A 21,793-nucleotide genomic window follows, 5' to 3' on the forward strand; every position below is an offset into this window, starting at 1 on the left:
ACTGCTTCGACCAACGGACCCAGCGCGATGCATAAGCGCATATAGATCGGGTAGTTCCCTCGGACAAAGCCGGACAGAGCCTTCCAGACCTACTCGGGGTGGAGGGAGTGACAAAAAAGTCACAATCCGTTCCGCCCAGTTTACGATCTACGCCTCGCGTCCCTGTTGCCATAGCTGAACGTTTCTGCGGACGCCATAGTGTTCGCAGGATTTATGACAATCAAATGAAGTGAAAAAACAGAAAGTTAGGCAAATCCATAATGGACTGTAACAGTCCTCATGGGCGGCAGCCTTCATTTATCAGCAAGTTACGCACGGTTTCCATCGGAACATCACGACTTGTAAACGCCTTGCCAATACCGTGCAGCAGAACAAAAGAAATCCGTCCATTCTGCATCTTCTTGTCCCGAGTCATGTGGTCGAGAAGTGTTTGTGAAGAAAACGACTCTTCGAACCAGTCAAAGCTGGTTGGCATTTCAAGGGAACGAAGATGACGATCAAGGCGCGCGAGATCTTCGGCTGGAGCGTGGCCGAGCTTTACGGACAGGGCCATGGCCAGATGAATCCCGATTGAAACCGCCTCGCCGTGAAGGATACGGCCATCGTAACCGAGTTCCGCTTCAATGGCGTGGCCAAAGGTGTGGCCAAGATTGAGCAAAGCACGCCCATTCTGTTTGGCCTGCTCTTTTTCATCAGCTGCAACGACTGCCGCTTTGAAAGCGCATGCGCGGCGAACAGCTTCGGCAAGTGCCGTCGGATCCCCGTCTAAAACGTTTCCGCCATTGTTTTCACACCATGCGAAGAGGTCCGGATCTGCGATCAGGCCGGACTTCACAATTTCGGCATAACCGGCAACCCGCTGTCTGCGCGGTAGAGTCGCGAGGGCGGAATTGTCGGCGAGCACAATCACAGGCTGATGAAACGCGCCGATCAGATTTTTTCCAGATGGCGAATTGATGCCGGTTTTGCCGCCGACGGAACTATCCACCTGAGCCAGAAGAGTCGTGGGAATCTGAATGAACGGGAGACCACGCAGGGCCGTGGCCGCTACGAAGCCTGCAAGATCGCCCACGACGCCCCCGCCCAAGGCAACGATTGTCGTGCCACGTTCGATTCCCAACGATAGCAGACGGGTCATCACTTCGCCGTAAGTGGTGAGGGACTTGCTCTCTTCACCACCGACAACGGAAATGACGTCCGTCTGAATGGCGGTTTCTTCGAAAGAGGCCAGCAGACGCGGAAGGTGGAGCGCTGAGACGGCGTCGTCGGTAATTACGACGACACGCTTCTGACGCAGAAGGGGTGCTATCCATGCGCCTGCACGGGAAATAAGGTCTGAGCCAATCAGAACCTCATAGCTGTGCTGGGCCAGCGTGACAGGGACTTTTTGAGGGTGTGTGTGCTCTGAAAGGCTTTCGCAGACACGTTGGACGCCCTGTTCCACGGTTTCATCTCCGCAATCTATGATGATGTCAGCTTCCGCATAGACGGGGTAACGAACCCCAACCAGACGGGTCATGATGTCTTCCGGGCTGCCCTGCGCCAGAAGGGGTCTGCCCCCTCGGCCATGCACGCGCCGCAGAAGGACGTGGACTGGTGCTCTCAGCCAGACCGAAACGGCATGCTTCCGAACAAGCTGGCGCGTCTGGGCGTCCATCCACGCACCACCCCCTGTCGCCAGGATGCAGGGCGGCCCCTTGATAAGGCGCTGGATGACGCGGCGCTCTCCGGCACGGAAATAGGCTTCTCCGTGGCGGGAAAAAATTTCGGGAATCGTGCAACCTGCGGCGCGCTCGATTTCTGCATCGGCATCAACGAACGGCAGGCCATAAACCTGTGCCAGGCGACGGCCGACAGTGGTTTTTCCGGCTCCCATCATGCCGACGAGAACGACTGTGCTTGTCGGTGTGGGGTGAGTGACCGCCCAATCGGCGGAAAGTGAGGGTGGCAGAGGTGACATGCTCTGCTACCTATCATAGGAGAGGGCATCACGTCCTGCCTGCACTTTGAGACCTGAACATAATGGCCCAATCTGATCGTTCGTCCTCCCGTCTTCCCATGATTGCCGGGGGAGGCCTTGTCCTTCTGGCTGTTGTGCTGGGTGGCGGTTTCCTGCGTCTGGGCATGAATGCTGTTCCGCCTGAACAGACGCAGGTTCACAAGGAAATCCCGGCGTCCACGTTTGCGACGACGAGTTCCGCTCCGGCCGCGTTGCCCGCCATGCCGCCTGTTCCAGCTGCCCCTGTTGCGGGAGCTGCTCAGCCGGTTTCTGCGCCGGTCGCCACTACGCCTGCAGGTCAGGCCCCTGTTGCTGGTACCGTTCCTGCGTCCCCTCCGGCTGCTTCAAGCGCCCCTGTGCTGACGCCATCCACGCCGCTGCCGACAATGCCAGCCCCCAAGCCGGCACCGTCTCAGGGCGCGGCGGTGGCGCCTGCACAGGCTGCGCCAGCACACTGAAGGATACGGTCTGCCGGATGACAGAGGTCACGGATCGTCACGTCGAGGCATTTCTGGAAATGCTTGCGGCGGAGCGTGGTGCGGCCTTGAAAACCCGGCAGGCCTACGCGTCTGACCTGTCTGACTTTGCCCGCCATTGTGCACCCGCGTCGTTGGCGCAGGCGACGGGTGAGCAGGTTCGGAGTTATCTGGCGTCTCTGTCGCAAGCTGGAATGGCAGCCCGGACGGCGGCCCGGCGGCTGTCATGCCTGAAGCAGTTCTATCGCTTTCTCATGCTGGAATCGATTCGGTCCGATGATCCGACCGATCGTCAGCAGGCCCCCAAAATTACGGCTTCGCTTCCTCGACCTCTGGATGAGAAGGAGATTCGTCTTCTTCTGGAGGATGGGACGAGAGGGCATGAGAACGAACGGCGGGATCTTCTGTCCCGGGCCGCTTTGGAACTTCTCTACACAACCGGGCTGCGCATTTCCGAACTTCTGTCGTTACCCGCCAACTGTGTGAAGGCAAAAGGCGCGATGCTTCTCGTGCGCGGTAAGGGGGGTAGAGAACGTCTAGTACCCTTGTCCCGTAGTGCGCGGGAGGCGGCGGACGCTCTGGTTCATTTTGATCGGGATTTGGGCAGCCCCTATCTCTTTCCGGGTCGTAATCCTGACAAGCCTCTGACACGTCAGGGGTTCGACAAGATCCTGTTGGCCTGTGCACTGAAAGCCGGGATTGATCCGGAACGCGTCAGTCCGCATGTGCTCAGACATTCCTTCGCCAGTCATCTTCTGGCGCATGGGGCCGATTTGCGGGCGCTCCAGATGCTTCTGGGGCATGCTGACATCGCTACCACCCAGATCTATACGCAGGTGATGGCGGAGCGTCTAAGGCAGCTTGTGACAGCCCATCATCCTTTGGCGAAAGTCACGCCTGTGGAACCGGCTGACTCGTAAAATCACGGGGGGCTGTTTCCGGATGCGCTGGCGTGCTATCCGGCTGGCCATGCGCCAATTCCTAGATTTCGAGAAGTCGGTCGCCGAACTCGAGACCAAGATCGACGAACTCCGCCAGATGGGCAGCCAGGAGAAGGACTCCGGCACCAGCGGCATCAACATCGATGACGAGGTTGCCCGTCTTTCAGACAAGGCGGACAAACAGCTTCGTGCGACCTATGCAAAGCTTACGCCGTTGCAGAAGGTGCAGGTTGCCCGTCACGCCCAGCGGCCAAAGGCTCTGGACTATGTTCGTCTCCTGACCACAGATTTCACGCCACTGGCCGGTGACCGCGCCTTTGGTGATGATAAAGCCATGATTGGCGGTCTGGCCCGTTTCCGTGGAGAACCCGTCGTGGTGATCGGGACGGAACGTGGTCACGATACGGAAACGCGTCTGCTGCATAATTTCGGCATGGCCCGCCCGGAAGGCTATCGGAAGGCGCAGCGTCTCGTGGAGATGGCTGGTCGTTTCGGTCTGCCGATTCTGAGCTTCATCGATACGGCCGGTGCGTGGCCGGGAATTGACGCAGAAGCTCGTGGGCAGGCTCAGGCTATCGCGAAGTCGATCGACATCTGCCTCAAGGCTCCTGTGCCCCTGATTGCCACGGTGATCGGTGAGGGTGGTTCCGGCGGTGCTATCGCCATTGGTGCCGGTGATCGCGTGCTCATGCTTGAGCATTCGATCTATTCCGTCATTTCGCCCGAAGCTGCTGCCTCCATCCTGTGGCGTGATCCGAAGCTGGCACCTGCAGCCGCAGAAGCCCTGAAGCTGACTGCGCAGGATCTGCAAAATCTGGGTCTGATCGACCGGATCGTTGCCGAGCCGATCGGGGGCGCGCAGCGCTCTCCGGATGATGCGGTTCATGCTGTTGGTAATGCCATTGCCGAGGAACTGGTGGAGCTTCAGAAGCTCACGGGGCCGGCTCTTCTTCAGAAGCGCCGGGACAAGTTCCTGGCCATGACCCGTGGGTCTCTGAACTGATACGAAAAACCGCTGCCCTCTGGAGCAGCGGTTTTTTTTGATCTTATGCCTTGTGCGGAGGATCACCGCTGATTGGCTCACGGCCATGCGCCATAATGAGATCATGCAGCAAGGTTCCGGCTTCTGAGACGGATGCCGCTTCGTAGCCCTTGGCGACGAGGGCTGTCCCGGTTGTTCCATCCGTCAGGCCATATGGATAGGAACCGAGGTCAATTCCCGGAAATTTATCCTGCAAGTGGCGGAGGTCTTCGGCGAAATCGCCTTCCTTCAGGCCTGCGGCATGCCAGCTGACGGAGGTCAGGGGCGGACCTTTCTCCAGTTGAGGGACCAGAGCTTCCACCATGGAGGCGAAAATGGACGGCACCCCGGCCATTACATGCACATTGCCGATGCTGAAGCCGGGCGCTGCGGAGATGGCGTTCTCAATGGGGGTAGAGCCTTCTGGCAGCATGGCCATGCGCTGACGGGCTGCGTTGAATTTCTCTTTTCCCATGAGAGCTTCGAGTTTCTGGAACGTCGGCTCATGGCGCAGCAGCGGAACGCCCATGGCCTTGGCAATGCATTCAGCCGTGATGTCATCATGGGTTGGGCCGATGCCACCGCAGGTGAAGATGATATCGAATCGGGACCGGCATTCGGTGACGGTCTGGATGATGTGATCCTCAATGTCCGGGATGACGCGCACTTCGAGCAGCCGGATGCCTTGGGCATTCAGTGCACGCGCCAGAACCTGTGTGTTGGCGTCCTGGGTGCGGCCGGAGAGGATTTCGTTGCCTATGACGAGCAGGCAGGCGTTTTTTTGAAGCATGAGTCTCGTCCTGATAGTCTGTGGAAAGAACGTAGCGCGTTGTGCCGCGTTGTCGAGTTGGGCCAAAAGTTTCGGCCTTGCGTAATTTCAGACAGGACACTCATGAGCACTCTGAAGCACCATCTCCCTGAATGTATTCTCGATCTGCGTGCAACGCTGGGTGAGGGCCCCGTCTGGAGTGAGGCTGAAAAGTCGCTTTATTTCGTGGATATTGTGGCAGCCAAGGTTCACCGCTTTACGCCGGAGACGGGTGCGCACAAGACGTGGGATGCCCCTGATCGCCTGGGCTTCCTGCTGCCGGTCGCAAACGGAACCTTTCTTGCCGGTTTGCGTGACGGACTTCATGGTTTTGATCCGGAAAGCGGTGACTTCGAAGCGGGTCCAGAAATTGAGCCCGAGAAGCCGGGCAATCGTCTGAATGATGGTTGCGTGGATCCATTGGGTCGCGTCTGGTTCGGTACGATGGATGATGGAGAAGAAGAGCCAACCGGTTCTATTTACCGTGTTGTTCATACAGAAGACGGTCTTGAAATCACGCATCATAACGAAGGCTACATTGTCTCGAATGGTCCGGCCGTCTCACCTTGCGGTCGTGTGCTGTATGTCTGTCACAGCCCGAAGCAGACGATTTATGCCTTTGATATCGACGAGAACGGTGATCTTTCCAACGAGCGCGTTTTCGCCACGCTGACGCATGGCTATCCGGACGGGATCGTCACGGATAGTGAAGGCAACCTCTGGTGTGGGACGTGGCTGGGTGGTCGAGTGGCCCGTTTCCGTCCGGATGGAACGGAACTTCCGGCCATTAAAATGCCTGTGAGCAATGTCACGAAGGTTGCTTTTGGTGGCGATGACCTGAAAACCGTTTTTGTTACGACGGCGCGTAAGGGTCTGGACGAGGCCACGCTGGCCAAGGAACCGCAGGCTGGCTCGCTGTTTGCCTTCCGGACGGATATTGCCGGCGTTCCGCAGAAAGAGTTTCAGCTGAACGACTGAAGCAGACAGGGCGGTATTGAAAACGGCCCTGTTCTTTCAATCTATCCCAGAAGTTCCTGTAAGAGGGGAATGAGCGGCAGATCCGGGTCTGGCATGGGATATTTCGCCAGATCTGTCGCGCTCACCCAGGCCAGCTTTTGTCCTTCACGAGGTGCGGGAACACCTCGCCATCGGCGCACAACATAGAGTGGCATCAGGAGGTGGAAAGGACCGGCGTTCTCGCTGACGAACGTGAAGGGGGCGAGGCATGAACCGGTCAGATCCACGTCCAGCTCTTCCTTCATTTCCCGGATGAGGGCCTGTTCCGGCGTTTCATCCCGTTCGACCTTTCCTCCTGGAAACTCCCACAGACCGGCCAGCCGTTTTCCTTCCGGGCGACGGGCGAGCAGGATGCGTCCCTGCGCGTCGAGAAGGGCTGCCGCCACGACCAGTAGGGTTCGCGGCTTTGGCGATTGTGCCGCATTAGGTATCGGGCCTTTTTCCTGCACAGGCGGCGGGGCGACGACGTCTTGAACGCCAGCATCCTGCTGAAGAAAGCCTGAACGGGTTAATTCATGAATGATGATGGGGCATTCAGCTCCACGGGAGACAAAGCGGCGGCTGCCACGGCCTGTTTCCTGAAAACCCAGCTTGCGCAGGACAGCAGATGAGCCGGGGTTATCGACCGCAACATCTGCCGTCAGTTTCTCAATTTTGAGAACCTGTAACGCCCATTCTACGACACGCTGCGCCGCAGCCGTCGTCATGCCCTGTCCCCAGACGGCGGGGGAAGCCCAGTATCCGAGAGAGGCAGAGCGTCTGTCATCTGACAGGACAAGGCCGACCGCTCCCAGAAGGGTTCCGTCGCGCGTTACTGCAAAGTGGTGAGCTTCACCACGTGCGCTGTCTTCCAGAGTAGATGCGATCCATTTCTCGGCAAGATCGCGGGGATAGGGAAAGGGAAGGCGGCTGAGCATGCGGACCACGCTCCAGTCGTTCACAAGGCGGTGGACGGCTGGTGCGTCTTCCGGGCGGAGGGGACGTAAAAGAAAATCCCCCGCTTTCAGTTCAGGTGTCATGTCGGGCTTGTTGAATCCTGCTCCTCAGGGACGCCGCAACGGGCCAGCAGACGGCGCAGCGTGTTGATGACGGGGAAGACTTCCTGATTGTGATCGCCCCCAAGCTCGTTCCAGGCGGCCTGTTCAAGCTCTACGATATCACGGTCTTCCTTAAAAATTCGTTCCGTGAAGGCGACAAGGAAGGGCCATGCCAGATCCAGAACAACCCGGACTTTTGGTTTGCGAACCGACAGGAGACCAAAAACGCGACAGGTTTTTTCTTCAGGATCCTGCGGAACATAGACGATCCATAGATCCATGACCGGCGGTTCGTCACCTGTTGCAATCCTCAGGGTCTGATACGGGTATTCCGTTCGGATCGTCATGACGTCGCGATGGGCGTAGCGCTCACTGGCATCCCGGCGCTCGCCAAAGATCAGGGCTTCACCCCAGGGCTGTTTTCCGCTGGTCCGGGCAAAGCTGTACCGGGCCTCGACTAGCGTTGGCTCGTCTTTGCCGCCCAGAAAGCGGGGTTTCATCTGCCCCATCTGCTTCATGTGCATGAACTGATGGTTCATATCCATCAGGTTCTCATGCATGAAACTGTAGTGGCAGCCGACTTTCTTGCCGAACCGACGCGTCTTGTAGGCCGGATCACGAACTGAGCCGAGAGACGGGAAGGGGGTAGTGTCGGCTTTTGCCGGATCTCCGGGGAAGATGAAGATCAGGCCGCCTTCTTCCCGGCAAGGATAGGTGCGGACGCCATTGGGAAGTTTGTTCTTACCCAGATAGGGGACATCGATGCATCGGCCAGAGCGGCCATAAGCCCAGCCATGGTAGCAGCACTGCACAGCTTCACCGCTGACACGGCCTAGGCTGAGGGGAACCTGACGGTGAGCACAGCGGTCTTCAAGTGCGAACACGCTGCCATCCAGGGGGCGAACAAGGGCTATGGGCTGTCCGGCATAGCGCGTGCCGATGGTTTTGCCGCGCTGGAGTTCATGGGACCACGCGACAGGGTACCAGTAATCCGGGTTGGAGCGGATGCGACGCAGGTCTGTATTGCGGGCTGGAGGCTCGTTGGGGGAGATGCTGCTGATGATGTCATCAGCATCTACGGTACTCTGCGACATTGAAATCCCGATCCTTATAAAGCCGGGCCTTTTGAAAGGCGTCTTTCTAAAACGAGCCTAACAGGCAAAGGGTCCCGACCGGAAGGGGGAAGGCCGTATCGCGGTAAATCGCGTCATTTGGGCAACATGAGGCTGGAAAAGCACAGGTTGGATGTCATTGAAACATCATCCACGGCTGCAAAGGCTTTGCCTAATAAAGATGCTTGGTTAGGACACCGCTTCCTTGATCTCGTAATTGTTCATATTCCCGGAGTATTGGCCTCAGTGCGCACCAAACCCCTGCTTCTGTCTTCTATTGCACTGTTGGCCCTTCACTCTCAGGCACATGCCGCTGACGCAACCAAGACTGTCGCTCCGAAACATCGGCATGTACCGGGTCGTCATGATGCAGGTCCCGCTGCTGCGGTTGAACCGGCTGCACCCGCAGTTCCAGCAAAGCGCGCTCGTCGCACCAATGTGGAATCCCGTTCGACCGAAAGCGTGTCCGTAACCGCGCGTCAGTTGACGGGGCGTGATGCTGAACAGGCTGTTTCCAAAGCTGTCATGCGGCAGTTCGTGCCGGGAACCAGTCCGTACCGCATGCTGGACCGGACGCCTGGTGTCAGCTTTACGTCTACAGATCCATTCGGAATCGATAGTTTCGGTGCAAATCTTTACGTCCGGGGTTTCTTCATGAACCAGATGGGCGTGACGGTTGATGGTGTCCCGCTGAACGATCAGACCTACCAGTCTGTTAGCGGTATGAGCCTCGCTTCAGCCATCATCCCGGACGATATTCAGTCCATGCGGATGTCTCAGGGGGCTGGGTCCGTGGAACTGCCATCGACCAACACGCTTGGCGGGACAATCCAGATTGGATCGTCTGATCCCAACGACACGCGCGGCGGCAAGGTCAGCCAGTCCTTCGGTAGCTACAATTCCTATCGTACTTATGTTCGTCTGGATTCCGGCAAGCTGAACAGCTCCGGCACGAAGTTCTACACGTCCTATGCCCGGACGGATGAAGGCATGTGGATGGGCAGTGGCGACCAGTTCATGCAGCAGGTTGATGCCAAGCTTGTGCAGCCGATCGGGCAGCGCAGCCGTATGTCCGCCTTCTTCAACTGGTCCAGTCTGGCTCAGTGGAACTACCCTGATACGTCCATCGGAATTCTGAAGAACCTCGGCTGGCGGACGCCGCATCTTTATCCGAACTACGGCCTTGCTTATCGCATTGCGAATGGTTCGGCTGCGCTTCCGGCAGGTTACGGCAATGTTTCCGGCATCGATGGGTCGGAAATTGCCATGTATGATGGTGGGCAGGCTGAAACCAACTACATGGGTGGCCTGCATTTCGATCTGGCGCTGACCGATCGTTTGACCTGGAACACGACGGTCTATGGCCACAGCCAGACTGGCTATTACAGCTATACGGACTCTGAAGATCCGTCCCCCAATGGTGCGCCTTTCTCCGAAGAAGTCTGGCAGAACCGCCAGGAGCGCTACGGCATTGATACCAGTCTGCGCTACAAGTGGGGGCGTCACACGATCGAGGGCGGTGTCTGGTATGAAAACAACAACCAGCAGGCTGGTCTGTTCAATTATCAGCAGCCGTTGTTGGGTGAGGGTGCGCCGCTTAAGGCTGTCGGGCCTTATGACGTTTACGGAAAGGCTTTTCTGGAAGGCTACAACTTCCAGTGGACGACCAACGTCATGCAGTTCCACCTGCAAGACAGCATCCGCCTGACCGAAGGTTTGACGCTGCATGCCGGATTTAAATCCATGGTTGCGACGACATCTGGTGGCGCAAACTACAACAACGCGGACTGGACCGGCTCAGATGAACTGCCGAATGGTTCGCTAAAGGCCTCTCAGGCCTTCCTGCCGCATATCAACCTGGACTGGCACATCAACAGCCACCATGAATTGTATGTGGACGTGGCCGAAAACATGCGCGCCTATGAGGTTTCGGCCTATGGCGTGGCGAACTCGGTTTATTCGGTTGAAGATCAGGCGACCTTCCAGGCCCAGAAAAAGTCTCTCGAGCCGTCCAAGGCGTGGGTCTATCTTGGCGGATATCGTTATACGTCCAAGTATCTTCAGGCGAATGCGACCGTCTATCACGCCAGTCTGATCCATCCGATCCTTGCGGCGGCTGTCGGGTCTCTGACCAATCCGGTGTCTCAGGTGATCGACTTCGGGCACATCTCCATGACGGGTGCCAATGGCGATATTACTTTGACGCCGGTTGAAGGTCTGAGCATCAGTAACAACCTGAGCTACAACAAGGGTACCTACGACCGCGATGTTGATACATCGGGCGGGTTCTATGCGCTGGCAGGCAAGAATATCGTCAATTACCCGGCCTGGATGTACAAGACGTCCGTCTCCTACACCTGGAAGGGGGCGACGGCGCATTTCGATGCCAACTACTATAGCCGCCGCTACTACAGCTTCATGAATGATACGTCCGTTGGTGGATACTGGCTGGCGAATGCCGGAATGCAGTATCGCTTCGGCAAGTTGAGTGTGTGGAAAGACGTTACCGCGAGCTTCAACGTCTATAATCTGTTCAACACGAAATATATCGCCATGATGGGCCAGAATGATAACCCTGCGACGGGTGATTATCAGTCCATGGAGCGAGGTGCGGTTCGTGAGTTCTTTGGAACGGTTAGCGCGTCGTTCTGAGGATCAGATAGAGTATGGAAAAAGCCGCCCGACATTCGCCGGGCGGTTTTTTTTGTGAGTTCTAGGCCGATCAGGCGCGGAGTGCGGTCTGAGCCTCATCTACGGACACGACATAAGGGCCTGAGCCAGCAATTTCCATGCTCAGGATGGCCATGCCGTCCTCGGCGCGTTCTTCAAGAGAAAGCCACGCGCTTCCTGCCGTCCAGCGGTAGCGGGACGCATCTGTAGGATACCAGCCGGCGAGCGGTGCCTCAGTCTGGTGGGATGTGATCTGTTGTGTGCCTTTGGTATTTGAGATCGTGACGTTTCCAACCGGTACGCCAAGTGTGCGGCGGTCGTCCAGGAATGGTCCAACCACATCTGAAGGGCGGCTGGCACGAGACATGATCTGAATGGCGCGAACCCCTGCTGGAAGCATGAACTCAACCTTGCCCACTTCAGTCTTCACCGGGCGGAGCGTGCATCCGTTGTCGCACACAAGATGCAGGTCTGAATCGGATGTCAGAACAGTCTGGGGGGCGTCTGTGTGAGGGGCTACATGTTCAGCCCGGGCTTCGATCTCGCGGAAGATGGGTTCGACAATGGCGCGGTCTGTCGTGAGGGGAACTGCCGCATCTGCTTCCCAGCTTTTGGCTGGACTCGTCAGGCTGACCACCGTGCCGCTCTGGCTGAACATGCCGCGGTTACCGGTGTTGAGGTATGTCTCGGTCTGTACACCGTCAGCCGTGATGATCGAGTGATCCTCGGTTTCGACATGGTAATAGTCATAAGAGGTAATCGAGCGGTCGTAGGAAATGGAACGACCGTTCACCAGCATACGTGCCGGGATGAAATGTCCGTTCAGGAAGAGGCAGTGTTCGGCAGTTACCAGAAGATCCTTAAACGGAACGCCTTCAGAAATTGCGTTTTTTAGGATCCGGACGGGATAGCCAGCTTCATCATCATTCTGCCACGGGAAAGTCTGCTTCCGGTTTGATCCGGCCCAGATGACTTTCCGGGTTGCTGCCGTACCATTCGGGAGGGTGATGGAGAGAACATCTCCAATTTTCAGATCTTCGACCGCTACCAGGCCGTGGGGCGTCTGAATGAGAGTTCCGGCCAGGAAGCATGGATCGAAGCTTCCTGAAGAGGACATCGTAGAGTCCTGATTAAGGGTGTAGCTCTTTCCGTTGCTCGTGACAGTCCACTGATTTTTTGAAGTATTTGAACTGTAGCTGTAGCTATAAGACGTTCCGATATTGCTCTTGGATGTTGTTATTATGTAATAACCACCATGCCCGTTCCCTGCAATAATCTCATTCAGGGATGTGGAGCCCCAAGAATAGTCGTAAGTATAAGAATAAGATGTCCCGTTTACCGTGAAAGAGAGGGTTTTCCCGCTCACTGTCACTGTAACATCTGTAAAAACATTAGAGACCTGACCGCTGCTGCTCAGGTCAGCGAGAGTCAGGGTATATGTTCCGTTATTTATGACCTGGCGGGGTGCCACGGCAGTCATCCTTCGAGTGTTCGTATTATGCTAACCTATAGAATAGTGACAAGAATAAAGAAACAAAGAATTGGCGGTGCTTCTAAAATAACCTCTGCCTACCGCCAATTGCGTTCGATGCTTCCGTGCAATCTGGTTTGAAACAGGCCTCAGGGGTGGCTGCCCAGCTCTGCGCTGAGATCGTCGATGAACTGGGCCGCAACGCGCCCGGAGCGGCTTCCTCGTGTGAGGGACCATTGAAGGGCTTTCCGGCGCAGGTCTTCCGGGGAGATGGGAAGTTTGCGGGCGGCGGCGTAGGTCTGGACGATATCCAGATATTCGTCCTGGCTAGCGCCATAGAGGCCAATCCAGAGGCCAAACCGGTCTGAAAGAGAGACTTTCTCTTCGATGGCTTCGGATGGATTAATGGCGCTTCCGGTTTCGTTCTCGATCATGTCACGTGGCATGAGGTGGCGGCGGTTCGAGGTTGCGTAGACAAGAACGTTATCGGGTCGTCCGCCGATGCCACCATCCAGAACGGATTTGAGGGATTTGTAGTCAGCGTCCTGGCTTTCGAAGGACAAATCGTCGCAGAACAGGATGCAGCGGCGATCGGTCGTGCGCAGGACGGCCAGAAGTTTCGGTAGGGTGGAAAGCTCGTCGCGCTGGATTTCGATCAGGGCCAGTGTCGGCTGTCCCTTGGCGCGTTGTTCGGCATTGACCGTGGCAATCGAAGCCTTCACTAGCGAGGACTTGCCCATGCCACGAGCGCCCCAGAGCATCACGTTGTTGGCCGTGAAGCCTTCCGCGAAATGACGTGTATTTGTCATGACCTGCGAAATCTGTCGTTCAATGCCGCGAAGCAGTGAAAGCGAAACGCCGCATACCTTCTCGACAGGAGCCAGCGTTCCCATCGCGGCCTGCCAGATGAATGCATCATGATGTTTCAGGATATCAGCACTCGGCGGCTTGGGGCTCATGCGTTCGAGGCTGTCCGCAATACGTTCAAGGACGCTGAACAGGGCGTGATCGGTCATGGAATTCGCTTTGTGCCAGTGATGAAGGAAGCGCCCGTCCTTGACGGGGAAACTGCGGACGATATGGTCCGCGCACGTTTCACTCAAGACTGGACCAATAATCCATGAGCAGTCTGTTCATTTCTTCCGCACAGGCCGCCGATGGCGGCGGGCTCCTTGCGAACCCGACGGTGCTTCAGTTCGCCCCGATGATCTTCATCTTCGTGGTTTTCTACTTCCTGCTGATCCGTCCGCAGCAGCAGCGTCAGCGCAAGCTCCGTGAAGAGCAGGGCGGTTTGCGTCGTGGTGACAAGATCGTGACGGCTGGCGGTATCGTTGGTGTCGTGCAGGCGACGCGTGACGGCAGCGATGAAGTTGATGTCGAAATTGCTCAGGGCGTTCGCGTAAAGATCGTTCGCAGCACGATCACGAACATCGTGTCTCGCGACAAGGCTGCAAACGACTCCTGATCGGGGTCATAGTGCGCCAAGAAAAACGCCCCGCCGGGAGACCGGTCGGGGCGTTTTCCGTTTTCAGACTGTCTGAAAGATTCAGGCAGACTTCAGTTCAGCTTCTGCAAACTCATAGTTCGCCAGCTTGTCCAGATAGTTCGTGATGTAGTCCGGACGGCGGTTGCGGAAGTCGAGGTAGTAGGCGTGTTCCCAGACATCGAGGCCGAGAAGGGCCTTGCCCTGACCTTCGGCGAGCGGGTTGGAGCCATTGGCCGTCTTCGTCACGGCAAGCTTGCCGGACTTGTCGAGAACGAGCCAGGCCCAGCCGGAACCGAACTGCGTCGTGGCAGCCTGCTTGAATGCGGTCTTGAAGGCGTCCACGGAGCCGAAGTCTTCCGTGATCTTCTTTTCGAGCGATGTCGGCAGCTTGCCGCCTGTCGGGGACAGGTTCTTCCAGAACAGGATATGGTTCCAGTGCTGGCCGGCATTGTTGAAGACCGGAGCAATGTCAGGCTTGCCATGAGAGAACGCGATGATCTCTTCAAGGGACTTGCCAGCCAGTTCCGGCTTGCTTTCGACGAAGCCGTTCAGGGCCGTGACATAGGCCTGATGATGCTTGCCGTGGTGAAGTTCCAGGGTCTCCTGGCACATGCCAGCGCCTGCGAGCGCGTTGGCGGCGTAGGGCAGTGAAGGCAGTTCGAAGGCCATGATGTTACTCCTTGGCAAAAATGAAGGGGTCAGCTCTTCAGGGATGATGAGTGACCGCTGGCACAACCGATCTCATTTATGAGGCGTGTTGGCAACGCTGTGTTCCATCGCGCCGAGCAGGGCTGAGTAATCCTCATCGGCATGACGACGGTTCGAAAGAGCCAGAGCCTGATCCGCTATCGCCATGGCGGGCATGAAAGCTCCGGCTTTTCGGCCTGCATCCATCAGCAGTCCCATATCCTTGGACATCAGCCGTGTGGGGAACTGGGATGGAAAAGACTTGTCCTGCGCCATCTTGAGCTTGCGCTTGTGATGGGGGCTGATGACTGCGACCTGCTGTAGAGCATTGAACAGGACGTCCCGATCCAGACCGGAGGAAAGACCGAAGCTGACGCCCTCTGCCACGACATTCAGGGTGGCGCCCATGATGCCGTTGATGACGAGCTTGAGGCGAGCGGCGGACCCTACTGGTCCGGCGTGAATCGTTAGCTTCCCGATGACATCCAGAATCGGTTTCGCCCGTTCCACGGTTTCTGCGTCACCACCTGCCAGCATGACCAGATCGCCCGTTTCGGCTTCGGGCGTGCTGCCTGACATTGGGGTTTCAAGAACGACAAAGCCGTTTTCTGCTCCCAGTTTGGCCAGTGCGAGAGCCTGTTCAGGAGAAACGGTGGACGTGTCCAGAACAAGTTTGCCTTCGGAAATGCCGGCGAGCATTCCGTCGTCACCGTGCAGGGACTGGTTCTCTGCTGCATCGGTGGGAACGCAAAGGATGATGACGTCTGAGGCTTCAGCAATGGCGCGCGGAGTAGGCAGCATCTCCGTCTCGTCTTTGCCTCCCGATGGTGCAAAAGCCACGACGGAATACCCAGCACGTCGCAGGTTGGCACCCATGAGGCGGGCCATGGCGCCGTAGCCGATAAAACCGATTTTCATATCGGGCATGCAAACAGGCTCCTTGACTATGCGTTGCACAAACTCACGCACTATGGCTGCCAGAGTTTCATCCAGATCGGAAATTGATCATGGCGATTTTTCGCTATCCGCGTCCGGCACCCTCGGACATCACACCCAAAGACGTCTATCTGTCACGTCGGGAAATGCTTGGGGCTGGCGCATTGAGCCTGACCGCCATGCTGGCCGGGACCGCGAGCGCTGAGGCGTTGAAAACGCATCCAGGTCCGTATTCCGGCGGCTTGACGCCGACGCCGGAAGAGTTCGTGACCGGGTATAATAATTTCTACGAGTTCGGGATGGAGAAGGATGATCCGGTCTCCCATTCCAGTGACTTCCATCCTCTACCGTGGACGCTTGAAATCAGTGGCATGGTAAAAAAGCCGCAACGGCTGGATGTCGGGGCACTGCTGAAGTCGGCTGATATTGAAGAGCGGATTTATCGGATGCGGTGTGTGGAGGCCTGGTCCATGATCATTCCATGGGATGGGATTCCACTGGCCAAACTGCTTCAGGCTGCCGAGCCGGAAAGTGGAGCAAAATACGTCGCATTTGAAAGTATCGTGCGGCCTTCGGAAATGCCGGGGCAGAGCAGCGCATTCTCTGGAATTTCATGGCCATATGTCGAGGGATTGCGACTGGATGAGGCCATGAATCCGCTGACGCTCCTGGCTGTCGGGATTTATGGCGAGAGCCTGCCGAACCAGAATGGTGCGCCGATCCGGCTGGTCGTGCCGTGGAAATATGGTTTCAAGGGTATCAAATCCATCCAGCGCATCCGGGTGATGGATAAACAGCCTCCGACAACCTGGAATCGTCTCGCGCCGAACGAATACGGCTTTTATGCCAATGTGAACCCGCAGGTCGATCATCCCCGCTGGAGTCAGGCCAGTGAGCGTGTCATCGGCTCCAAAACGCTTTTCGGCACGAAACGTCAGCCGACGCTGATGTTCAATGGATACGGAGAACAGGTGGCAGGCCTGTATCGAGGCATGAATCTGCATGACAATTTCTAGGAGCGCAGCGCCTGCGTTTGTCCGGCGTCACTGGTCTATAGTGTTATATCCGCTCGGCCTGCTGCCTGCCGTATGGCTGGTTTGGGAAGGGCAGAATGGGAATCTGGGGGCGGACCCGGTCAATGTCTTTGAGCGATCTCTCGGTCTTTGGGCGTTCCGCTTTCTTCTCGTCTGTCTGGCGTTGGCGCCTCTTCAGCGGGTTGTCAGCTTCAATCTGGTGCGCTTTCGTCGGCTGACCGGCTTGCTCGCATTTTTCTATGCCGTTCTGCATTTGGCCGCTTATGTCGTGCTGGATCTTCAGTTTGATGTCGGAATTTTCTGGCGGGATCTGACGCACCGAACGTTTATTATTCTTGGTATGGCAGCACTTACGCTGCTGCTTCCTTTGGCGCTGACGTCCAACCGGTTTTCGATGAAACGCCTGAAGAGAGGCTGGAAGCGACTGCATCGCCTTGTGTACGGTGCAGCCATTCTTGCTGGCATTCACTTTTTCCTGTCGTTCAAGACACTGAACGGAACAAGTGCGCTTTATCTGAGTCTGCTGGCCCTCGTTCTTCTGGCAAGGGCTCCGATGATCTGGATCAGTTTCAGGCGGAAGGGCGCAGGGCGGCTCTGATCTTCGGTATCAGATCCATGAGGACGTTTCTGCGCTGAGCCAGCAGCTCGCTGCTTACCGGATCGAAAGGAAGGTGACAGGCGTCTGCGAGGAGCAGGCCGTCGGGGAGGCGCGTGATGTCGCCGGGTCTGAAATCAAGGCGTGTCAGGGGAATGCCGCAGGCTCCAAGCGCTGTGATATGCGCACTGACACCCAGCACCAGAACCAGACGAAGCTGGGTCATGGTCTGAAGTTCGCGGCAGAGGGCTGCGCTACACCGTTCCAGTTCATCTGGCTGAGGAACGCCATCTGTAGGCAGCGATGCTGTCACGCCGGTGATGCGGGCCCTGATAAGAGAAGATCCACTTTCATCGGATGTGAAAACCATTCCCTGTTCCTGGAGGAGAGAAACAAGTGTCTGGGTAGCTTCCGCCGGATCGAGGCAAATCACCAGAAGTTCGGCAGACAGGGCGCCAATGCCCTGATGATCTGTCGTGGGTTCTGGCGTTGCGGGCACTGAGACGAGGGTTGGTGATCCGGAAGAAGCCTGGGGTATCATGTGTCGCTGTTCTCGTCGCTGTTGAGGTCTGCTGGATGACGAACAGGCGCCTGACGTGTCCGCTGTTCTGACTGGCGGCGTGTAAAGGACGGGGCGATATCGGCCAGTTCCACAAAGCGGTCAGCCTGTCTGCGCAGATCGTCTCCGATCATCGGCGGCGTCGAACGCATCGAGGAAATGACTGTCACGCGTACGCCACGGTTCTGGGCCGCTTCGACGGCGCGGCGCAAATCGGAATCACCGCTGATGATAACGGCATGATCCAGTCTTGAAGACTGTTCGAGCAGATCGACGGTGAGTTCGACATCCATATTCCCCTTGATACGGCGTCTTCCTGAATGATCCGTAAATTCACGGGCATTTTTCAGAATAAGATGGAAGCCGTTATAGGCGAGCCAGTCTGTAAGGGGACGAAGAGGGGAGTAGTCGTCCGTTTCAGGCATGGCCGCGTAATAGAAGGCGCGCTGAAACTGGCACTGGCTTTCAAACAGGGAGCGAAGGCTGCGAAAATCGACTTCAAACCCGAGGTTGCGTGCAGCATGGTGAAGGCTGGCGCCATCAATGAAGAGAGCGGTGCGTTCGTTCTGACGCAGAAGCATATGATATTCCTGATTTTAAAATGATCTTCCCGCGCAGGGAGCTGTGGTGGCCCTGCCATGAACAGGTCAAACGATCCCGGAGACACTTAAGTTTTCATTGTGATTATGGCAGAAAAGCGGGCACGCGTTGCATTGCCACGTTCAGCGTGCTAATGCCAGTTTCTTCTTGTATCCATTTTTTGTAGTTTTACCCGAAGGGGGCCAGTCGCATGGCGCGTGTAACCGTCGAAGATTGCATCGAAAAGGTTCCCAACCGTTTCGAGCTGGTTCTGCTGGCTGCCCAGCGTGCCCGCGCTCTGTCTCGCGGCGAAGAAATGCTGCTTGACCGTGACAATGACAAGAACCCTGTTGTTGCACTGCGCGAAATCGCTGAAGACAAGCTGAGCCTGAATGGGCTGCGTGATGGCATTATCCGCTCTCTGGCCCGTGCGCCGGAGCCGGAGCCAGTAGACGAAGAAGTCATGGACATCATCCCGACCGATCAGAACATCTTTGGTTTGCAGGATGTGTCTTCCGAAGAAGAGCATGCTCACATGGCTGAGAACATGTCTTCTGACGAAGCTGCTGCCATTGAAGCAGAGCTGGGTGGCCGGGGTCGCCGCTGATTTCTCTGCTATCCTGACAAAGAGGAGTGCGCATCATGCCTGACGCATCTCCTCCTGTTGAGCGGACCGCTGTCGCAACGGGAGATTTCAAGCCTTCCATCAGCGGGCTGCTCCGTCGGATCGAAAGTTATGATCCGACAGCCGACCTGTCCCGTGTCGAAGCTGCCTATGATCTGGCAGCAGATGCTCATAACGAGCAACGCCGGGATAATGGTGATGCTTACATCACGCATCCTATTGCCGTAGCCAATATTCTTGCAGGTTTCCGGATGGATACAACGTCCATCATCGTTGGCCTGCTGCATGATACGGTTGAAGATACGGGTGTCTCCTGTGCGTCCCTGAAAAACCGCTTTGGCGAGGACGTTGCGTCTCTTGTCGACGGCGTGACGAAGCTGACGCGGCTTGAGCTTCAGTCTGACCGGACGAAGCAGGCGGAGAATTTCCGTAAGCTTGTCCTGGCGATGTCGCGGGATATCCGGGTCCTGATCGTCAAGCTTGCCGATCGTCTGCACAACATGCGCACGCTGCATTATGTCCAGAGGCTGGATCGACGGCAGCGTATCGCCCGTGAAACCATGGATATCTATGCGCCACTGGCCGAGCGCATTGGTATGGACCGGGTCAAGACGGAGCTCCAGAACCTTTCCTTTGCCCAGCTTGAGCCGGAAGCTGACGCGACCATCCGGGCGCGCCTGAACTTCCTTCGCGGGCAGGGGGCCGATATCATCGAGCATATCCGCAAGGAACTGATTGCTCTGTGTGCGGAAGCTGGCCTCGACAAGGTAGAAGTGACCGGGCGTGAAAAATCGCCTTTTTCCATCTGGGAAAAAATGCAGCGCCGGAATGTGGCGTTCGAGCAGCTTTCGGACATCATGGCGTTCCGTCTGCTCGTTCCAACCCGTGATGCCTGCTACATGGCGCTGGGGGCGATCCACGGCGCCTACCCAATGATTGCCGGGCGTTTCAAGGATTACATCTCTACGCCTAAGGCGAACGGCTACCAGAGCCTTCATACCGGGGTAACGCTGCGGCATCCGCGCAATCAAAAGATCGAAGTTCAGATTCGAACGGCCGAAATGCATGACCTCGCCGAAAACGGTGTGGCGTCGCATTGGGCCTATAAAGAAGACGCAACTCCCAGCGAGCGTGAGGCGGCGGCGTTGTCCTCCGCTTTTGGCGCTGGTAGTCGCAAGCTGCGCTGGGTGCAGGACCTTCTGGAAATTCTGGAAGACAGTCAGGCTCCGGACGAATTCCTCGAAAATACCAAGCTTGAACTTTATCAGGACCAGGTTTTCTGCTTCACGCCGAAGGGGCAACTGATTTCCCTGCCGCGTGGCGCAACGCCTGTCGATTTTGCTTACGCGGTTCACAGTCAGGTTGGTGATACCTGCGTAGGGGCAAAGGTGAACGGGCGGCTGATGCCGCTGCGTCACGAGCTTCAGAACGGCGACCAGGTCGAGATCATGACGGCTCGCGGCGGCACGCCGTCTCCGTCCTGGGAACGGTTCGTCGTCACAGGCAAGGCGCGTGCACGTGTGCGGCGCTTTGTGGCGGCTCAGCAGCGTCAGGTCCATGTGGACAATGGGCGTGCTGCGATTGCCAAAGCGTTCCGTCAGGAAGGTGTGGACGGTTCCGAAAAGGTGCTGGATGGCATCCTGAAGGAACTGCGGCAGGCTTCCGTGGAAGATCTGTATGTCGCGGTTGGTAATGGTCAGCTTGGCCCGAAAGATGTGGTCAACACGGCTTATCCGGATCTGCGTCAGACCGGTCGCGCTCCGCGGATGGTGCCTGGGCTGTCTCCGCGTTTTGGTCAGTCGCTTTTGCTGGGCGCTGGCAATGGCTCTGCGCGACCGGCACCCGTCCAGTCCACCAATATTCTCACAGGTATTGGATCGGGCATTGCGACGAGTTTCGCCGGATGCTGTCGTCCGCTACCGGGGGATCCCATTGTCGGCATCATTGCCCAGAGCAAGGGCGTGACCATTCATCGGCGCGGATGCCAGAATCTTTCGAGTTTTGCCGATACGCCGGAACGTTTCATTGAAGTGGACTGGGACTATGAGGCTCTGGGTCGCCGCAAGGATTCAGTGCCTTATACGGCTCGTCTGTCTGTAATTGCCGCTAATGAGCCGGAGGTTCTGGCAACGCTGACCAATACGGCGGCCAAGCACAGTGGCAGTGTCGTTAACCTGAAGATCGTGAATCGCCAGCTCGATTTCATGGAGATTCTGGTGGATCTTGAGGTGCGTGATCTGAGGCATCTCTCGTCCCTGATTGCTGCCTTCCGGACGGCTGTGGGTGTCATGCAGGTCGAGCGCGCGAAGGGGTGACGGAGTGATTCTTGGCATGGGGACGGACCTGTGCATGATCTCCCGCATCGAGCGTAGCATTGACCGGTTTGGTGCCCGTTTTCTGGACCGGGTTTTCACGGATGCTGAACGCACTCATGCAGAGCGCTTATCAGGTGCTGCTCGCATGGGAAGCTACGCCAAGCGCTGGGCCGCGAAGGAGGCCTGCGTCAAGGCTTTGGGGACGGGGGTTGCTGACGGTGTGCAGCTTCAGGACATTGGTGTTTTGAATGATGGCAGGGGAGCGCCCAGACTCGTTTTGTCGGGTGGGGCTCGTCTTGCTCTGGAGCGTTTGACGCCTGAAGGATGCCGGGCGGACGTGCTTGTCAGCCTGACGGATGATCCTCCCTTTGCACTGGCGCAGGTCCTCATTCAGTCTGTTAAGGTTTGAAGCGCTCGCCATTGCG

21 protein-coding genes are annotated in these 21,793 nt (G+C 57.1%); 11 read left to right on the forward strand and 10 right to left on the reverse strand.

The features are described 5' to 3' along the window. Positions 1 to 277 precede the first annotated feature (277 nt). Complete coding sequence (gene aroB / locus GFR01_RS02010) at positions 278 to 1,960, reverse strand: 3-dehydroquinate synthase (RefSeq protein ID WP_099181072.1); 1,683 nt, start codon at positions 1,958 to 1,960, stop codon at positions 278 to 280. Positions 1,961 to 2,022: 62 nt separating this feature from the next. Between aroB and GFR01_RS02015 the strand changes: the two genes are divergently transcribed. From GFR01_RS02015 to GFR01_RS02025, 3 genes are read left to right on the forward strand one after another with little or no spacing between them, the layout of a single operon-like run. Then, entirely contained in the window at positions 2,023 to 2,457 is a 435-nt protein-coding gene (locus GFR01_RS02015; RefSeq protein ID WP_099181073.1) for a hypothetical protein, read from the forward strand. A 17-nt stretch (positions 2,458 to 2,474) separates the two neighbouring features. Beyond that, positions 2,475 to 3,395 carry a tyrosine recombinase gene (locus GFR01_RS02020; protein ID WP_099181074.1) on the forward strand — a complete coding sequence of 307 codons (921 nt, stop codon included), beginning with the start codon at positions 2,475 to 2,477 and terminating at the stop codon, positions 3,393 to 3,395. A 49-nt stretch (positions 3,396 to 3,444) separates the two neighbouring features. After that, positions 3,445 to 4,419 (forward strand): acetyl-CoA carboxylase carboxyltransferase subunit alpha, encoded by a 975-nt coding sequence (locus tag GFR01_RS02025; protein WP_174694662.1) that lies wholly within the window; start codon positions 3,445 to 3,447, stop codon positions 4,417 to 4,419. Positions 4,420 to 4,462: 43 nt separating this feature from the next. Here GFR01_RS02025 and GFR01_RS02030 read toward each other — a convergent pair whose 3' ends face one another. Then, on the reverse strand, positions 4,463 to 5,227 hold the full coding sequence (locus GFR01_RS02030; RefSeq protein ID WP_063904255.1) for a competence/damage-inducible protein A: 765 nt from the start codon (positions 5,225 to 5,227) through the stop codon (positions 4,463 to 4,465). A gap of 102 nt (positions 5,228 to 5,329) precedes the next feature. On the opposite strand from GFR01_RS02030, the gene GFR01_RS02035 reads away from it, so the two are divergent. Then, the gene (locus GFR01_RS02035) at positions 5,330 to 6,223 is read left to right on the forward strand and encodes an SMP-30/gluconolactonase/LRE family protein (protein WP_099181075.1); all 894 of its coding nucleotides are present in this window, start codon (positions 5,330 to 5,332) and stop codon (positions 6,221 to 6,223) included. A 41-nt stretch (positions 6,224 to 6,264) separates the two neighbouring features. On the opposite strand, the gene GFR01_RS02040 is transcribed toward GFR01_RS02035, so the two are convergent. Together GFR01_RS02040 and GFR01_RS02045 are read right to left on the reverse strand one after the other, a co-directional pair. Then, positions 6,265 to 7,281 carry a bifunctional GNAT family N-acetyltransferase/(deoxy)nucleoside triphosphate pyrophosphohydrolase gene (locus GFR01_RS02040; protein WP_099181076.1) on the reverse strand — a complete coding sequence of 339 codons (1,017 nt, stop codon included), beginning with the start codon at positions 7,279 to 7,281 and terminating at the stop codon, positions 6,265 to 6,267. Continuing rightward, the gene (locus GFR01_RS02045; protein WP_099181077.1) at positions 7,278 to 8,393 is read right to left on the reverse strand and encodes an aromatic ring-hydroxylating oxygenase subunit alpha; all 1,116 of its coding nucleotides are present in this window, start codon (positions 8,391 to 8,393) and stop codon (positions 7,278 to 7,280) included. The genes GFR01_RS02040 and GFR01_RS02045 overlap by 4 nt, the downstream gene beginning before the upstream one ends. A 126-nt stretch (positions 8,394 to 8,519) precedes the next feature. On the opposite strand from GFR01_RS02045, the gene GFR01_RS02050 reads away from it, so the two are divergent. After that, entirely contained in the window at positions 8,520 to 11,063 is a 2,544-nt protein-coding gene (locus GFR01_RS02050) for a TonB-dependent receptor (protein ID WP_099181590.1), read from the forward strand. A 70-nt stretch (positions 11,064 to 11,133) separates the two neighbouring features. Here GFR01_RS02050 and GFR01_RS02055 read toward each other — a convergent pair whose 3' ends face one another. After that, complete coding sequence (locus GFR01_RS02055) at positions 11,134 to 12,552, reverse strand: Hint domain-containing protein (RefSeq protein ID WP_408870362.1); 1,419 nt, start codon at positions 12,550 to 12,552, stop codon at positions 11,134 to 11,136. A gap of 149 nt (positions 12,553 to 12,701) precedes the next feature. Further along, positions 12,702 to 13,655: an ATP-binding protein gene (locus GFR01_RS02060; protein WP_099181079.1), complete on the reverse strand. Its 954-nt coding sequence runs from the start codon at positions 13,653 to 13,655 to the stop codon at positions 12,702 to 12,704. A gap of 17 nt (positions 13,656 to 13,672) precedes the next feature. Here GFR01_RS02060 and yajC point away from each other — a divergent pair, with 17 nt between their 5' ends. Continuing rightward, positions 13,673 to 14,017: a preprotein translocase subunit YajC gene (yajC, locus tag GFR01_RS02065; protein WP_099181080.1), complete on the forward strand. Its 345-nt coding sequence runs from the start codon at positions 13,673 to 13,675 to the stop codon at positions 14,015 to 14,017. Positions 14,018 to 14,098: 81 nt separating this feature from the next. Here yajC and GFR01_RS02070 read toward each other — a convergent pair whose 3' ends face one another. Then, the gene (locus GFR01_RS02070; protein ID WP_015072278.1) at positions 14,099 to 14,707 is read right to left on the reverse strand and encodes a superoxide dismutase; all 609 of its coding nucleotides are present in this window, start codon (positions 14,705 to 14,707) and stop codon (positions 14,099 to 14,101) included. A gap of 72 nt (positions 14,708 to 14,779) precedes the next feature. Further along, positions 14,780 to 15,652 (reverse strand): NAD(P)-dependent oxidoreductase, encoded by an 873-nt coding sequence (locus tag GFR01_RS02075; protein WP_099181081.1) that lies wholly within the window; start codon positions 15,650 to 15,652, stop codon positions 14,780 to 14,782. A gap of 80 nt (positions 15,653 to 15,732) precedes the next feature. On the opposite strand from GFR01_RS02075, the gene msrP reads away from it, so the two are divergent. Then, positions 15,733 to 16,677, forward strand: a complete 945-nt coding sequence (msrP, locus tag GFR01_RS02080) for a protein-methionine-sulfoxide reductase catalytic subunit MsrP (protein WP_099181082.1) — start codon at positions 15,733 to 15,735, stop codon at positions 16,675 to 16,677. Next, complete coding sequence (gene msrQ, locus GFR01_RS02085; RefSeq protein ID WP_099181083.1) at positions 16,664 to 17,293, forward strand: protein-methionine-sulfoxide reductase heme-binding subunit MsrQ; 630 nt, start codon at positions 16,664 to 16,666, stop codon at positions 17,291 to 17,293. The genes msrP and msrQ overlap by 14 nt, the downstream gene beginning before the upstream one ends. On the opposite strand, the gene GFR01_RS02090 is transcribed toward msrQ, so the two are convergent. Next, on the reverse strand, positions 17,265 to 17,831 hold the full coding sequence (locus tag GFR01_RS02090) for a uracil-DNA glycosylase family protein (RefSeq protein ID WP_174694641.1): 567 nt from the start codon (positions 17,829 to 17,831) through the stop codon (positions 17,265 to 17,267). The two genes, msrQ and GFR01_RS02090, sit on opposite strands and share 29 nt — an antisense overlap. Then, positions 17,828 to 18,430, reverse strand: coding sequence for a LabA-like NYN domain-containing protein (locus tag GFR01_RS02095; RefSeq protein WP_063904247.1), 603 nt, complete (start codon positions 18,428 to 18,430; stop codon positions 17,828 to 17,830). The genes GFR01_RS02090 and GFR01_RS02095 overlap by 4 nt, the downstream gene beginning before the upstream one ends. 209 nt (positions 18,431 to 18,639) lie before the next feature. Here GFR01_RS02095 and rpoZ point away from each other — a divergent pair, with 209 nt between their 5' ends. The 3 genes from rpoZ to acpS are packed head-to-tail and all read left to right on the forward strand — an operon-like array spanning position 18,640 to position 21,777. Next, positions 18,640 to 19,035 carry a DNA-directed RNA polymerase subunit omega gene (rpoZ, locus tag GFR01_RS02100; protein ID WP_063904246.1) on the forward strand — a complete coding sequence of 132 codons (396 nt, stop codon included), beginning with the start codon at positions 18,640 to 18,642 and terminating at the stop codon, positions 19,033 to 19,035. 35 nt (positions 19,036 to 19,070) lie between these two features. Next, positions 19,071 to 21,368, forward strand: a complete 2,298-nt coding sequence (locus GFR01_RS02105; protein ID WP_099181084.1) for a RelA/SpoT family protein — start codon at positions 19,071 to 19,073, stop codon at positions 21,366 to 21,368. A gap of 4 nt (positions 21,369 to 21,372) precedes the next feature. Continuing rightward, complete coding sequence (acpS, locus tag GFR01_RS02110) at positions 21,373 to 21,777, forward strand: holo-ACP synthase (RefSeq protein WP_099181085.1); 405 nt, start codon at positions 21,373 to 21,375, stop codon at positions 21,775 to 21,777. The last annotated feature ends 16 nt before the right edge of the window (positions 21,778 to 21,793 follow it).

Source organism: Gluconobacter frateurii, assembly GCF_002723955.1.
Lineage (GTDB): Bacteria > Pseudomonadota > Alphaproteobacteria > Acetobacterales > Acetobacteraceae > Gluconobacter > Gluconobacter frateurii.

Coding starts and splice junctions, on each gene's coding strand:
- aroB (WP_099181072.1), bottom strand. CDS start 1,960: ATGTCACCTCTGCCACCCTCACTTTCCGCCGATTGGGCGGTCACTCAC.
- GFR01_RS02015 (WP_099181073.1), top strand. CDS start 2,023: ATGGCCCAATCTGATCGTTCGTCCTCCCGTCTTCCCATGATTGCCGGG.
- GFR01_RS02020 (WP_099181074.1), top strand. CDS start 2,475: ATGACAGAGGTCACGGATCGTCACGTCGAGGCATTTCTGGAAATGCTT.
- GFR01_RS02025 (WP_174694662.1), top strand. CDS start 3,445: ATGCGCCAATTCCTAGATTTCGAGAAGTCGGTCGCCGAACTCGAGACC.
- GFR01_RS02030 (WP_063904255.1), bottom strand. CDS start 5,227: ATGCTTCAAAAAAACGCCTGCCTGCTCGTCATAGGCAACGAAATCCTC.
- GFR01_RS02035 (WP_099181075.1), top strand. CDS start 5,330: ATGAGCACTCTGAAGCACCATCTCCCTGAATGTATTCTCGATCTGCGT.
- GFR01_RS02040 (WP_099181076.1), bottom strand. CDS start 7,281: ATGACACCTGAACTGAAAGCGGGGGATTTTCTTTTACGTCCCCTCCGC.
- GFR01_RS02045 (WP_099181077.1), bottom strand. CDS start 8,393: ATGTCGCAGAGTACCGTAGATGCTGATGACATCATCAGCAGCATCTCC.
- GFR01_RS02050 (WP_099181590.1), top strand. CDS start 8,520: ATGAGGCTGGAAAAGCACAGGTTGGATGTCATTGAAACATCATCCACG.
- yajC (WP_099181080.1), top strand. CDS start 13,673: ATGAGCAGTCTGTTCATTTCTTCCGCACAGGCCGCCGATGGCGGCGGG.
- GFR01_RS02070 (WP_015072278.1), bottom strand. CDS start 14,707: ATGGCCTTCGAACTGCCTTCACTGCCCTACGCCGCCAACGCGCTCGCA.
- GFR01_RS02075 (WP_099181081.1), bottom strand. CDS start 15,652: ATGCCCGATATGAAAATCGGTTTTATCGGCTACGGCGCCATGGCCCGC.
- msrP (WP_099181082.1), top strand. CDS start 15,733: ATGGCGATTTTTCGCTATCCGCGTCCGGCACCCTCGGACATCACACCC.
- msrQ (WP_099181083.1), top strand. CDS start 16,664: ATGACAATTTCTAGGAGCGCAGCGCCTGCGTTTGTCCGGCGTCACTGG.
- GFR01_RS02090 (WP_174694641.1), bottom strand. CDS start 17,831: ATGATACCCCAGGCTTCTTCCGGATCACCAACCCTCGTCTCAGTGCCC.
- GFR01_RS02095 (WP_063904247.1), bottom strand. CDS start 18,430: ATGCTTCTGCGTCAGAACGAACGCACCGCTCTCTTCATTGATGGCGCC.
- rpoZ (WP_063904246.1), top strand. CDS start 18,640: ATGGCGCGTGTAACCGTCGAAGATTGCATCGAAAAGGTTCCCAACCGT.
- GFR01_RS02105 (WP_099181084.1), top strand. CDS start 19,071: ATGCCTGACGCATCTCCTCCTGTTGAGCGGACCGCTGTCGCAACGGGA.